Consider the following 15,310-nt stretch of genomic DNA (forward strand, 5'->3'; position numbering starts at 1 on the left):
CGCCATCACGCGTGGTCCGCATCCTGGTCCCGCTTCACGTGGTCCGGGGGGATCTCGTCGTGTTCGGTCGCTTTTTGCCTGCCCGTCGTCGCCGTGCACGCTATGCGCGCCGACTGCGCACGGTCGTCGTACCCGCCATCGGGGCAGTCCTGCTGGTGGGTCTTTTGCCCGCCCAGTCATTGGCGGTGCCGCCCGATCCGACCGTCGCCCCAGAAGGCCGCGAAACGCTGGAGTTGGAGACGCTCGAAGAGGAGGAGCCCGTCACGGGCAAGGTCTTCGAAAGGGACCTGGAGACTCTGAAGGTCGATATCCCTGAGGACCTGGAACAGGCGCCGACGGGGACGGCGGCGGTGCCGCCCGCCGACACCGGGAGGGTCAGCTTCGACTCGACCGGGAGCGCTACCGCCGGGCAGGCCGCGGTACGCCCGGCCGCGACCGCCCAACAGGTCGCCCTGACGCCCGTCGAGGACCTGCCCGTCAGCCTCGGACAGGCGCCCGATCAGATGGCGCCAACCGGAACCTGGCAGGTCAAGGTCTTCGACCGTACTGCAGCCGTCTCTCAGGGTGTCGATGGTGCCGTCGTCACCGTCCAGGCCCCGGCAACCGGATCCGTCCCGCTCTCGGTAAAGCTCGACTACACCAAGTTCAAGAATCTCTACGGCGCAGACTGGGCCTCCCGTCTGCGCTTCGTACAGTTCCCCGAGTGCTACCTGACGACCCCGGACGTCGAGGCCTGCCAGGAGTACGAGGAACTGGACACAGCCAACGACACAAAGGCCCAGGCCATCACGGCCACGGTCGACACCGCGGCTGACGGGACCGTTACCCAGGCCGCGGCCGAGGAGACAAGTGCCAGCGGACCGTCAACAGCGCAGGTTTCCTACCGGAGTTCGGCGACTCAGGCTGCCGCCACCGGCGACACCGCGGTCATTGGGGCGGTCGACTCCGGTGGCGGCGCGGGAGGTTCGTTCAAGGCCACACCGCTCGCCTCCAACGGTAAGTGGGAGGCCGGTGGTTCCTCGGGCGCGTTCACGTGGTCGTACCCGCTGACTGTTCCGGCGGCCCCGGCGGGCCCCGCGCCCAATATCGCGCTCACCTACAACTCGCAGACGGTTGACGGTCGTACGGCGGTCTCCTCGCCCCAGGCCTCTTGGATCGGCGAGGGCTGGGACTTCGACCCCGGCCACATCGAGCGCCGCTACCGCACATGCCAGGACGACCGCAAGACGTTGAACTCCGGCACGCCCAACAACACGGCCAAGAAGGACAAGACGTCCGACCTGTGCTGGGTGTCGTTCAACGCGGTGATGTCACTGATGGGCAAGACCACGGAACTGGTGCGTGTCGCTCCCCTGGACCTGGGCAGCAAGCCGGAGGAAGACACCGAGACCTACCGTCCGATGCAGGACGACGGCACCAGGGTCGAGCACCGGAGCGGCGGCAGCAACGGCGACAACAACGGCGAGTACTGGATCGTCACCACCACGGACGGCACGAAGTACTACTACGGCCTCAACGCGGTCGGCGGCGGCCACGCTGACACCAACTCCGTCTCCACCGTTCCCGTCTTCGGCAACCACCCAGGCGAACCCTGCCGCGCCACCGCCTTCGCTGACTCCCGCTGCGGAGCGGGCAAGAAGCAGGCGTGGCGTTGGGGCCTGGACAAGGTCGTCGACGTCCACGGCAACGCCCTGGTAGTCAGCTGGAACCAGGAGAAGAACTACTACGCCGTGAAGAAGAAGTTCACGGCACCTGAGCAGTACGACCGTTACGCCTACCCGACGACCATCGAGTACGGCATGCGAGCCGACCTGACGAAGCCGTCCGCGACGGTCGATTTTGGCGTCAAGCAGCGCTGCCTCAAGTCCGAGACAGATTGCACGGCCGCCAACTTCGCCAAGACCGACGACCCGGGCGCGTACCGCCCCTGGTGGGACACCCCCGGCAACCTCAACTGCAAGTCCACGTCCAAGCTGTGCCCCGCCTTCCCGTCTTTCTGGACGCAGTGGCGCCTGGACACGATCACGACGAAGGCGGCCCGCGCCAGCCAGACCGGCCTCGGCAAGGTGGACACGTACGCGCTCCACCAGTCCTTCCCGGAGGACTGGTACGACACGTCCCCCGGCCTCTGGCTCAACTCGATCACCCGCCGCGGTTTCGCTCCCGGCGACACCACTGGCACCCTCCAGTCCGAGGCCGGCATCAGTTTCGCTCAGTACACCGTCGGTTCGACCTCGCCCCTGCGCGGCCGACTGAAGGACCGCCAGCTTCCGAACCTGGTCTCCAGCGGCTCGAACGACCAGCGTCCCGGCTTCACCCGGCCCCGGATTGGCACGGTCGCCACGGAGTACGGCGGTGACATCGAGGTCGAGTACAAGGGTGGCTGCGGGAGCGAGCCGTCGACGGACAAGGGCAAGGACAACGGGACCTGTTACCCGGTCCGTTGGTCCCCCGACGGTGACGAGAAGACGCCAGCGAAGTCGTGGTTCAACAAGTACGTGGTCCACTCGGTGACGGAGACGGACAAGGTCACGTCGCACGGCAAGCCGGTCCACACGAGATATACGTATACGGACCCGGCCTGGTCCAAGTCGGACGACGAGTTCACGCGCCCGGCCCTGCGGACGTTCAGCGACTGGCGCGGCTACCGTCAGGTCGCGGTCACAAAGGGGAGCAAGTCGACCTCCCAGATCGGGGATCCGCAGTCGCAGTCGTACGGGGTGACCAGGTACTTCCAGGGCACTGGAGGAGAGGTCAAGGACTCCACCGGCACGTATACGCTCCTCCCGGACGACGCACGGCAGTACGCGGGGATGACGGCGGAGAGCATTACGTACGCGAGCTCCGAAAAGCGGGTCCTCAAGCGCACCCTGAACTACCCCTGGTCGAAGCAGACCGCGTCCCGTCCACGGGAGGCCGAGACCGGCGTGGACATGGACCCGCTGCTCGCCCACCGCAGCGGCATCAAGCGCACGGACGCCTTCCAGACGGTCGGGAACAAGGCACAGCCGACCAGCACGGACTGGCAGGCGGTGCGGACGCTGACGGCGGTCGAGGATACGTACGGTCTGCCGGTCCAGGTGGAGACAGCCGTGGTCAAGCCCAACGGAACTGCCGAGACCTTGTCCGAACGGACCTGCTCCAAGACTTTCTACGTCCACAACACATCCGCCTGGCTGATCGGCCTGGCCAAGGAGCGCCGCACCACCGCCACGTCATGCTCGGGCTACGACACGGCCGACCCTGCCACTCAGCTGATCAGTTCGGTACAGGCCGACTACGACAACTTGGCCCACGGAGCGACTCCGACTCAAGGCATGCCTACATCGGTGGCTGAGATCGATGGGACCGGGACAAGCCACTCGGTCATCACAAGGAACACCTACGACCCGCTGGGGCGGCTCCGCACCGTGACCAGCCCGGGTGTGGGCACCAGTGAGACCCAGTACACCCCTGCTGATGCGGGTGGTCCTGTTACGCAGATCAAGACGATCAATGCCAAGGATCACGCAACAACCATGGCCTTCGACCCGGGGCGCGGCCTAGCGCTCAAGGTCACCGACCCCAACGGCCATGTCACGCGTAATGAGTACGACGCTCTCGGACGTCTGGTGAAGGGCTGGTCGACGGCACGATCTGTAGGGACACAGTCACCGGATGTCGAGATCGAGTACCAGGCGGCGATCGCGACGTCCGAGACGACACGCCCCGCCGCGATCACGACTAACACGTTGAAGGACGACGGCTCCTACAGCCGCCAGGTGACGATCTACGACGGTCTGATGCGTCAGGTCCAGACCCAGTCCGAGGCCCACGGCCCAGGCCGGATCGTCACAGACGTCACCTATAACGACCACGGCCTGCCCGACGAACAGACGGGCGCCTACCTTGCCAAGGGCGAACCGGGCGCCGCACTCTTCGCCCCCAAGTCCAAGACGCTGATCCCCAGTTGGGTCAAACTGCGCTACGACGGGCTGGAGCGCCAGGTCCGTCAGTCGACGTACCACGACGGCAATTTCAAGTACGGGACATACACGACGCACGGCGACACCAGCACCTTCGTCGACCCGCCCGGACAGACCGCACCGTCGTACAAGACGTTCACCGACGCGCTCGGCCGGGTCACCTCTGTCCAGCAGTTCACGAAGACCAACTCCAGTCAGTGGCGCACGACTTCGTACGAGTACGACGCCCGGGGCAACCGCGATCAAGTCACCGACCCGGCGGGCAACGCCTGGACCTACACGTACGACGCCCGCGGCAGGGTCATGTCCACCACCGACCCGGATACAGGCACCACCCGCACTGACTACGACGAGGCGGACCGAGCGAAGAAGCTGACCAACGCCCGCCAGCAGACGGCGTACATGGAGTACGACGTCCTGAACCGAATCACTAAGATCCGCGAGGGCTCCGAAACCGCCACACCTGTTAAGGAATTCGCCTACGACTCCCTGCCGGTTGGGCTCGGGCAGCAGGCATCGTCGACCCGACGCACTGAGAACGGCAGTTACATAAACCGCGTCACCGGCTACGACGTGGGCTACCGGCCAACCGGCCATGAGACGGTCGTTCCTCCCAGCAGCATGACGACGGGACTGGCCGGCACTTACGCGTATTCGTTCAGCTACACCCCCACGGGGAAGCTGTCGTCGGTGACGCTGCCGGCGGCGGGCGGGCTGCCGCGGGAGAAGGTGGTCACCCGTTACAACGGCGATGGTCTGGCGGAGTCGACGTCGGGTCTGGCCTGGTACACGTCGGATGTGACCTACTCGCCGTATGGCGAGCCCCTGCGCACGGTGTCCGGGGCGCAGCCCTACCGCGTCTGGACATCGAACTTCGTCGACCCGCACACCGGCCGTCTCCAGCGCACGATCGCGGACCGGGAGACCATAAGCCCGCACCGCATCACGGACGCCGCCTACTCTTACGATGCCTCCGGCACGATCACGTCCAACGCTCGCCTGATGCAGGACTCTTCGGGCGAGACCTGGGACACCCAGTGCTACACATACGACGCGCTGGGCGAGCTGGCCAATGCCTGGACGTCAAACATTAGGCCCGACGGAACGACCGGCGTCGGCTGCAAGTCGGCGGGCGGCACGACTTGGGGTCCCCGTGACGACTATGCGCTGTCGTCGGGTCCGGTGGCGGATGCCCCGGACGCGTCGTCGGACGTGACGGCCCCGGATGCCACGCTGACCTCGACCCTGGCCGCGGCGGCTCCGGCCGAGGGCACGGTTGCCACGGGCGGTGCGTCCTACCGTCAGTCGTTCACCTTCGACTGGCTCGGCAACCGGGCCACGCTGACGGAACACGACCCGGCGGACGCGAGCAAGACCGTCACTTTCCAGTACGGCTATGGCCACGACGGGGGCAAGCAGCCACACACGCTGGGCTATGTCGCCTCCAACCCGACGGGTCAGGGCAGCAGTTACCAGTACGACGCGACGGGCAACACCATTGTTCGCGACCTCGCCACCACGACCCAGGATCTGACCTGGACGTCCGAAAACAGGCTCGACACGATCACCGACGACGGCAAGAAGACGACATACGTCTACGACGCCGACGGCAACCGTGTTCTGGAGAACTCCCCTTCAGGCTCGACCCTCCATCTGGGCGAGACCGAGGTAACGACAGACTCCACCGGCACGATCACCCGCGCCTCCCGCGCCTACGCCCACCCGGGGGCCCCGACGGTGGTCCGCACGACGAGCAACGGCGCGACGACGGGCCACAAGCTGAACGTGCTTCTCGCGGACCATCTGGGTACGGCGAACACGTCGGTGGAGCTGTCGAGTGGCCAGGCGGTCACGAGACGGGCGTTCAAGCCATATGGCGAGGTGCGGGGCGCTCAACCGACTGCGTGGCCCAACAAGCGTAGCTACCTTGGCGTCGGCATCGATGACGCGGCGACTGGTCTGACGCACATCGGGGCGCGGGAGTACGACCAGAAATCGGGGCGCTTCCTCTCGGCCGACCCGATCATCGATCTCGCGGACCCGCTACAGATGAACGGGTATGCGTACGCCAACAACAGTCCCGTCAGCAAGAGCGACCCGACCGGGCTGTTCATCCTCACCCCCGGCTCGGTCATCGGCGGCGGGTCGGGCGGGAACGGCGACGCAAAGGGCGCCAACGACTCAGGCGGGGGCGGCACCTCAGGTGGTGGTGGAGGCAACACCACCGGGGGCGAACGCAACGGAGGCGTGACGAACCTTGGAAATTGCCTGTCGATGCAGAAATCAGCGCATGACGCTGCCATCTGCACTACCGGGTTCGCCGCTGCGAGCTGGGCGCAGACGAATGGCATCGAGGGATACGTGACGGTTGGCGTCGGCGACGGGTCGAATGATGCCAACCTGATTCCGGGTGGCGCCGCCGACGGCTCAGGGAGCAAGGGGTATGCGGATGTGATCTTCTGGGCGAAGGGAGAGGTCTACATCTGGGAGGTGAAGCCGTACGCCAGCAAGTCCGCGACAAAGTCCAAGGAACACCAGTACGCGTTCGTGAAGGGTCCGGTGCAGCTTGCGCGCTATGTCAACAAGTTGCAGGAGCTCTTGGAGGGGCAGGGGGACGAACGAGACGTAGCCGAGGGTCCGGCGCTCGCCTCCGGGAGTTTCATGTTTGGAGCGAACAAGAAAGGCAGAGTGTGGTCTGACCAGGATTACCAGGGAATGCGCTACTACGGAACCGACCGTGACAGGAGGAACCAGCGGTCCGCAGTTCCGAGTCCCATGCCCGGGGCCAGCCCGAACGCGGAGGCTATCCCTCGCTCGTCGAGTCAGCCGACCGTCGGCCCTTCGCCGTCAGCCACGGGTTTCTACGAAACACTCCCGTCGGGACAGGGATCATTTTGGGGAACGGAGACTGGCCAGGTCTTGTCCGCACTTGGGGGGTTTGTGCTGATGACGCCAGCGGGCCATGGTATCGGTGCTGGGGCTGCAGTCCTCTATGAGCTCGCGGCTTAGGACGTTTCGGATGGCCCCTGGTCGGCCGTTCGGCTATCGGGCGCCTTGGGGGGAGCCGCCTCGTGAGGACGGGCATACCTGCGCTGACGGCATACGGTGTGAACAAGGAGGTCTTCGGTGAGCTTGCTGGCGAGTGTGACCCTCGATTCCAGGACGGAAGGCGGGACGGGACAGGGAATCGCGTCCTGGTTCGAGGCGGCTCTCGCCGGGCCGCTGGCCGGATTCCTGGAACTTGAGCGCAGAGACGCCGCCACATCACTTGCGACGTCACAGATGAGGGAGGGTGAGAAATATAGGGAATTCTCACTTGCCTCGGGAGAATGGGACTCGATGCGCCAGGAGTTGATGCGGTGCCCTGAAGTTGCGGCTGCAATAGTTACACTCGCCGACTCGGAGCGGCCAGCGGTACATGTGAGTAGTTCGAGTATCCTGGTGAGGCAGCCCAATGTCGAAGTCCAGCTTTTGCTCAGCGGAGACGATGCAGCGAGAGTCGACGATGTCGTATTTTGCATTTCCATCGTTGACTTCCTGATTTCGGCATTGAACTCGGCGAACCCGGCATTCGGTCGGGTCTGCGTAGGTGAGCCGATGCAGCAAAAGACGAACCTCGATGCGGTCCTGAGGAAAAAAATCTGGAGGTCAGTTGCCGAGGCGCGGAATTTCCTACGTGGTTATGCATGGGTCACGGTGTGTCCTGAGGAGCTGACTGAAGAGTTGGGTGGGGCTGACTTCCTGGAGCGGACCGGTGCCTTTCACCGGGTCGTCCCTCTCGCGTCGGGTGGAACTGTGCTGCAGGCGACCGAGACGATCTCAGGGTACTCAGACGAGGCAATGCGCAGGACGTTCGAGAACCTGGCCCCGGTCCTACCCCCTGGCCTTCCGCGGTTCGATCCGGCAAACCCCGAGGTCCGGTTCGTTCCGGAGGATGCCGGTCAGTTTGAGCGGGGTCCCAGGTAACAAGTTCGGCCTGCATGAGCTGGTAAGTGCTCGTGCCCGTAGTTGGTCCGTGCGGCGTACCGTAGAGCCACGACGCACACCACCTACGAGGCGGGTCCATGAGCGCACTTGGGGACAACGTCCGAAAGCACCGTCGTCAAGCTGGGCTGTCCCAGCTCGAACTGGCCGGTGCAGCCGATCTCTCGCCCTCGACCGTCGCGAAGGTCGAACAGGGCGGTAGCTGCTCGATGGAGACTCTGCACACCATCGCCCGCGCCTTGAACGTAAAGACGTCACAGTTGCTGGCGGAAGATCCGCCGGAGCGCGAGAGGCGCAACCGGCCGGAGCGTCTGAACCTCCGGGATCTTCGTATCGCGTTGACCCCGACCATCGCGCTGTCCTCGCCGACCGCGCCCCAACTGCCGGGTGACGAGCCGGACATCCGCCGTCTGCGACGTGAGACCAACGACGCTGCCCTTCTCTACCCTGTGGGCCGCTACGAAAGTCTCGCGGCGGCTCTCCCGGGGTTGGTGCGCGCCGCCGATGCGGCGATTGCCTACTACGCCGACGGAGAGGAGCGGCGGCAGGCGCTGCTCGCCCGCGCGGAAGTGCTCCACCTGGCCGGGCTGTACCTCACACAGATCCGCCAGTTCGACATCGCCCATACGGCTGTGAGAGGCGCCATCGCGGACGCACGCGAGGCCGATGACAACTTGGCCGTAGCCGCCAAGGCCCAGAGCCTCTGCTTCGTTCTGCTGCGGACCGGCCGGTTTGATGAAGCGGAGGCCGTGGCCGTCGACGCGATGGACCTGGTGGAGCCGAGGATCACCGGTGCCGACCCCGATCGCTACGCGGTATGGGGAACGATGGCGATGGAGGCGGCGGCAGCCGCCATTCGCAACAACCGTCCGCAGGAGGCCAGGGACTACCGTCGGGCCGCTTCCGTCGCTGCAGCCGCCATCGGCCACGAGTACCAGTACGGACTTCCCGGCACGAACTCCTTCGGTCCCGTCACAGCAGCCATGAAATCGCTCGAAGACGCGATGATCATTGGCGACGCACGGGCCGTGGCCCGCAGGGCCGAGGAAGAGGAAGCCCTCTCACCAAGGGCTTGGAAGCGTCTCGGATCCCCGGGGAAGAACAACCGCAATCGCTTCGCTCTGGACGTGGCCCGCGCCCACGTCCGTACTGGCGACTCGGCGCGCGCAGAAGAGGAGTTGGTACGGCTCTGCCGCGTGGCGCCGAACTGGCTCGATCAGCAGAACATGGCCGCCTACACGTGGGAAGAGGTCGCTGCCAAGCGCAAGCGGACACTGACTCCTGAGATGCGTGAAGTCGGCCGTCACCTGGGAGTCATCGGCTGACGCCCCGTCGGCCAGACAGCCCCGCCTACGCAGGCGCTCAGCCCGCCCACCTGGCCGCCGACCGGCAACTACCACGCAGCGTGGTAGTTCCACGGCCCACCGGCCCGAACTGTCGCGCATGCCCGTCGGGCAAAATTCCCGTTCCCTCATACGGTCGCTCCTACGCAACGACCGGAGGAGGAGCGCACAGTGGTGCACGGAACGGACAAAGAACGGCAACGCCAGGAAATCTCTGACAACACGTCAACGCTGGTGCGCCTTCTGCCGTGGCCCTCGCCGGAGGGCAATCCCTGTTTCTTACGCACGGACAGCCGCGGAGGCTATCTCTCCCGTCTCGCCGACGACATGGAAGCCGTGCAACTCTCCATGGGCACAGAGGTACTTGCACACTCCCGGGAAATGATCGAGGACCCCAAAGCGTCAGCACCCGAGCTGCGGTACGTGGCGGCACAACTCGGCGCGTGCCTGAGCGACGCCCTCCGAGTCGCGGAGAGCCGGGGCATGCGCCTGCCCGCTCCCCCTGGAGACGAGACAGACGAAGCGGACGAGGACGGGACAGCCACGAGGGCAGCCGTCGCGCTCCCCGCCGAGGTGTCCGAATGAACCGCACGACCATGAGGTATGTCTCGCACACGATCACGCACGTCCCGGACTCCGGGGTCACCTTCGAAGTGTTCTGCGTCGCCTCCGGCTGTGCCGCCGAGTCCGGCCCGCAGGATGAGCAGGACACGGCCCAAGTCTGGGCACTGCGCCACACCGGCCGCACGGGGCACGACCTCTTCCGACGCCTCGTAACGGACCACGCGAGGGTAACCCGTACTCAGTAAGGACTTCGGCCCGCTGAGCGTGGCGAGCACACAGTTCAGTGGGCTGAAAACCACCCCTTGTTCTTCGTCCATGGATGTAGCGAAGCACTCCGGAAGGGGATGCCAGAAGCGCCGAGCGATCAGTACCCGCCCGGTGGGACACCCCCGGCAACCTCAACTGCAAGTCCACGTCGAAGATGTGCCCCGCCTTCCCGTCCTTCTGGACGCAGAAGCGCCTGGACACGATCACGACGAAGGCGGCTCGGGCCGGCCAGACAGGGCCGGGCAAGGTGGACACGTACACCCTCAACCAGTCCTTCCCGAAGGACTGGTACGACACGGCTCCCAGCCTCTGGCTGAACTCGATCACCCGCCGTGGCTTCGCCCCCGGCGACAGCACCGGCACCCTCCAGCACCCGGATGGCGTCAGCTTCGCCGAGTACAAGGTCGGTTCGGACTCACCGCTGAAGGTGCGGCTGAGGGACAAACAGCTCCCCAACCTGGTCCGCACCGGCCCAGGCGACCAGCGTCCCGGCTTCACCCGCCCTCGTATCGGCACGGTGTCCACCGAGAGCGGTGGCGACATCGAGGTCGAGTACACGGGCGGCTGCGCGACCGCACCGGCCACGGACCACGGCCGGAACAACGGCACGTGTTATCCGGTCCACTGGTCCCCGGACGGCGACGACAAGGACCCCGGGAAGGCGTGGTTCAACAAGTACGTCGTCGACTCTGTCACGGAGCGGGACAAGGTCACTTCGCACGGCCAGGACATCAGGACTTCCTACACGTACGGGGGCCCGGCCTGGTCCAGGAGCGACGACGAGTTCAGCCGCCCGTCCCTGCGCTCGTTCAGCGACTGGCGCGGCTACCGCGAGGTGTCGGTGACGAAGGGCAGCAGCATCGCCCCCGGGAACGGTGTCCTCCAGGCCCAGTCGTACTCCAAGACTCGCTACTTCCTGGGTGTGGGGGGTGAAGTGAAGGACTCCAAGGACATGTACACGCTGCTGGCGGACGACGACCGGCAGTACGCAGGCATGACGGCGGAGAGCATCACTTACCTCGACTCCGGTATGAAGGTCCAGAAGCGCACTCTGAACTTCCCCTGGTCGAAGCAGACCGCGTCCCGCCCCCGTGAGGCGGAGAACGCCACGGACATGGATCCGCTCCTGGCTCACCGCAGCGGTGTCAGGCGTACGGACGAGATCCAGACCGTCGACGCGAGCTGGCAGGCCGTCCGCACGCTGACATCGGTGGACGACCCCTACGGCCTGCCGATCCAGGTCGAGACGGCGGTGGTCAAGCCGAACGGCACCGCCGAGACCCTCTCCAACCAGACGTGCACGGTGACGACGTACGTCCACAACCCCTCGGCATGGCTGATCGGCCTGCCCAAGACGCAGCGCAGCACGGGCACTTCATGCGCGGGGTATGCGACGGCGGACCCGGCGACCAGGCTCATCAAGTCGGTGCGCCACAACTACGACGGAAGCACAGGCGACGCCGAGGTCCCGACGCGGGGTCTGGTGACGACGGTCACTGGCGTCGACGGCGCCGGTACCGGGGACGTGGTCGCCGCGAGCACGACGTACGACGCGATGGGCCGCATCCTGACGGTCACGAAGCCGGCGGCGGGCATGACGAGGACGGAGTACACACCGACTGCTGACGAGGGCGGCGGCCCGGTCACCGAAGTACGGACGATCAACGCCAAGGGCCACAGCGTCAGGACGACCGTCGACCCGGGCCGGAGCCTGGCCCTGACTGTCACCGACGCCAACAACCGCGTCACGCGCAACGGGTACGACGCCCTCGGCCGCCTGGTGACGGGCTGGTCCCCGTCCCGCTCGGCGGGCGGCAAGCCGGACGTGGTGATCGACTACGAGCCGGCGGTCGCCACGGGCAGCGTCACCCGCCCCGCCGCAGTCACCACCAGCACACTCAAGGACGACGGCACCTACAGCAGACAAGTCACCCTGTACGACGGTCTGTTGCGCCAGGTGCAGACCCAGTCGGAGGCACACGGCCCCGGCCGCGTCATCACCGACACGACGTACGACGACCACGGACTGGTGGACGACCAGAAGGGCCCGTATCTCGCACAGGGCGAGCCGACGATTGCCCTTTTCAAACCCAGATCCGAGACGTTGATCCCGAGCAAGGTCAAATTCCGCTACGACGGTCTGGAACGCCCGTACCGCGAATCGACGTACCACGCGGGCGAGTTCAAGTACGCGACGTTCACGACCTACAGCGACACGAGTACGTACGTGAACCCGGCCGGCTCGACGAGCCCCCGGACGCGCACGTACACGGACGCCCTCGGCCGCGTCACCTCGATCCGCCATTACAAGGACGCTGTCAGCACGGATGCGGGCCGCACGACGACGTACACGTACGACGCCCGCGGCTACCGCACCGAGGTGAAGGACCCGGCGGGCAACACGTGGATGTACGTGTACGACGCCCGGGGCCGCGTGAAGTCGACCACGGATCCGGACGTCGGCAAGACGGACACGGGCTATGACGCTGCGGACCGCCCGAACAAGGTGACGGACGCGGAGAACCGGACGACGTTCACGCAGTACGACGAGCTCGGCCGTGTCACATACGTCCGTGAGGGCTCGGCGACCGCCGAGCCGGTGAAGTCGTTCTCGTACGACAGCCTGCCGGGCGCACTGGGTCGGCCGGTCGCGTCGGTCCGGCACACGCCGACCGGCGACTACACCAACCGCGTCACGGGCTACGACACGGACTACCGCCCCACGGGCACCGAGACGGAGATCCCGGCGGCCGGCACGGCGACCGCGGGGCTCTCGCGCAAGTACCCCTACGGGTACACGTACACACCCACCGGAAAGCCGCTGTCGGTCACGCTGCCGGAGGTAGGCGGCCTGCCGCAGGAGAAGGTGGTCACCCGCTACAACAGCGACGGCCTGCCGGAATCGACCGCGGGCCTGACCTGGTACACCTCGGACGTCACCTACTCCCCGTACGGTGAGCCCCTGCGCACGGTGTCCGGCGCACAGCCCTACCGTGTCTGGACGACGAACTTCGTCGACCCGGCGACGGGCCGCCTCCAGCGCACGGTCACGGACCGCGAGGTGGCCGAACACCGCATCACGGACAGCTATTACTCGTACGACCAGTCCGGCATGATCACGTCCAACTCCCGCCAGCTGTCGGACGTTACGGGTGCGCCCTGGGACACGCAGTGCTTCACGTACGACGTGATGGGCGAGCTGGTCAACGCCTGGACGTCGAAGATCACTCCGGTCGACGGCCAGGGCTGCAAGGCGTCGAACGGCACGACGTGGGGGCATCGCAAGGACTACGCCGCCTCCTCGGGCCCGGTGGCGGACGCCCCGGACACGTCGACGGACGTGGCCACGCCGGACGCGTCACTTCAGTCGACCCTGCTGGCATCAGCTCCGGACGCGGCGACGGTCGCAACGGGCGCGACGGCCTACCGCCAGTCGTTCACGTTCGACCGCCTGGGCAACCGCGCGACGCTGACGGAACACGACCCGGCGGACGCGACGAAGAACGTCACCTTCAACTACAACTACGGCAACAGCGAGGGCAAGCAGCCCCACACTTTGGGCTGGATCGGCACCACCCCGACTGGCCAGGGCAGCAGTTACGACTACGACGCGGTGGGCAACACGACGGTCCGCGACCTCGCGGCGGCAACGCAGAACCTGACGTGGACGCAGGAGAACAAGCCCGCCACGATCACGGACGACGGCACGACAACGACGTACGTCTACGACGCGACCGGCAACCGCCTTCTGGAGAACTCCCCGTCGGGCTCCACCCTCTACCTGGGCGAAACAGAGGTGACCACGGACGCGAGCGGCGCGATCGTGCGCGCCTCGCGCTCGTACGCCCACCCCGGCGCCCCGACGGTCGTCCGCACGACGAGCAACGCCGCGACCACCGGCCACAAGCGCAACGTGATGCTGGCCGACCACCTCGGCACCGCCAACACGACGGTCGACGTCACAAACACCACCCAGCCGGTGACCCGGCGGGAGTTCAAGCCGTACGGCGAGGTGCGCGGCCCGAAGCCGGCAAGCTGGCCGAACAAGCGAAGCTACCTGGGCGTCGGGATCGACGACTCGGCTACGGGGCTTACACATATCGGGGCTCGGGAGTACGACCAGGCGTCTGGGCGGTTCATCTCGGCAGACCCGATTATTGATATTGCGGATCCGTTGCAGATGAACGGGTACGCGTACGCCAATAACAGTCCAGTCAGCAAGAGCGACCCCAGTGGTTTGATGTTCGCGGCCGAGGGCGGCGGAGGACTTACGCCGTGCACCAAGCCTGGTGGGTGTGTCAGTGACGGTGGTGTCTTTGAGAGCACCGCTTCTACCACCCCGGCCACCTCGGGCAGCGATGATACAAAGGGAGGCTCCGGGGATTCAGGAGGATGCGGATCGTGGGGGCCACTTTCGGGCATATGCTCCGGCGTCGGGGAAACTTTCTATGGCGTGGTGAGTAATGTTCCTCACACGGCGGAATTGGTTGGCTGGATCGTTGACTCAGATTGCTGGGGAAGCGGAGGTCCCGGAACGCCGGGCTGTGACTACGGGGCCCAGTTCGACAATTGGGTGGCGGGACAGGGCTATGACACCTCTAGTGACGCCTATCAGGTTCCGAGTGCTCTGGCTGCTATTTTTGGGACCAGAACTGGGGGCGTAAAGTCTAAGCCAAAGAATAAGACAGTCGGCGCCTGCACCAAGTGCTTCCTCGCCGGAACCGACGTCCTTCTAGCTGACGGCACTACGAAGGACATCGAGGACATCGAAGTCGGTGACAAGGTTCAGGCCACCGACCCCGAAACCGGCGAGACTGGCCCCAGAAGAGTCACTCGTCTGATCGTCACCGAGGATGACAAGCACTTCAACGAGCTATCAATCGCCACAGCGAACGGCATCGAGAAGCTCACGGCCACGCACGAGCACCCCTTCTGGTCACCGTCAGAGCGGGACTGGACCGAAGCGAGCGACCTCAAGCCGGGCATGACCCTGCTCACCGATGGTGGCGACACGGTCATCGTTACCGGCAATGGTGCCTTCGCCAAGCATGCTCGCACCTACAACCTCACCGTTGACGATCTGCACACGTACTATGTGCTGGCGGGCGAAACTCCGGTTCTCGTTCACAACTCAACCTGTCCGTCGTTCAGTACTGGGAAGCCAATTAGTGGTCCATTTCCCGACGC

General features: G+C 65.8%; 5 protein-coding genes and 1 pseudogene. All 6 read left to right on the forward strand.

The window, feature by feature from the left end; translation table 11 throughout:
• Nucleotides 1-59: 59 nt before the first annotated feature.
• Complete coding sequence (locus ACH4TV_RS26440; protein ID WP_398402358.1) at nucleotides 60-6,974, forward strand: RHS repeat-associated core domain-containing protein; 6,915 nt, start codon at nucleotides 60-62, stop codon at nucleotides 6,972-6,974.
• Nucleotides 6,975-7,091: 117 nt separating this feature from the next.
• Entirely contained in the window at nucleotides 7,092-7,931 is an 840-nt protein-coding gene (locus ACH4TV_RS26445; RefSeq protein ID WP_398402189.1) for a hypothetical protein, read from the forward strand.
• Between the two features lie 98 nt (nucleotides 7,932-8,029).
• Nucleotides 8,030-9,274 carry a helix-turn-helix domain-containing protein gene (locus ACH4TV_RS26450; protein ID WP_398402191.1) on the forward strand — a complete coding sequence of 415 codons (1,245 nt, stop codon included), beginning with the start codon at nucleotides 8,030-8,032 and terminating at the stop codon, nucleotides 9,272-9,274.
• A 399-nt stretch (nucleotides 9,275-9,673) separates the two neighbouring features.
• Entirely contained in the window at nucleotides 9,674-9,877 is a 204-nt protein-coding gene (locus tag ACH4TV_RS26455; protein WP_398402193.1) for a hypothetical protein, read from the forward strand.
• Nucleotides 9,874-10,101, forward strand: coding sequence for a hypothetical protein (locus ACH4TV_RS26460; protein ID WP_398402195.1), 228 nt, complete (start codon nucleotides 9,874-9,876; stop codon nucleotides 10,099-10,101). The genes ACH4TV_RS26455 and ACH4TV_RS26460 overlap by 4 nt, the downstream gene beginning before the upstream one ends.
• A 134-nt stretch (nucleotides 10,102-10,235) precedes the next feature.
• Nucleotides 10,236-15,267 (forward strand): annotated as a pseudogene (locus ACH4TV_RS26465) (polymorphic toxin-type HINT domain-containing protein); the annotation flags it as partial.
• Nucleotides 15,268-15,310 lie beyond the last annotated feature (43 nt).

Source organism: Streptomyces sp. NPDC020898 (genome assembly GCF_044333925.1).
In the GTDB taxonomy this organism is placed as follows: Bacteria; Actinomycetota; Actinomycetes; order Streptomycetales; family Streptomycetaceae; genus Streptomyces.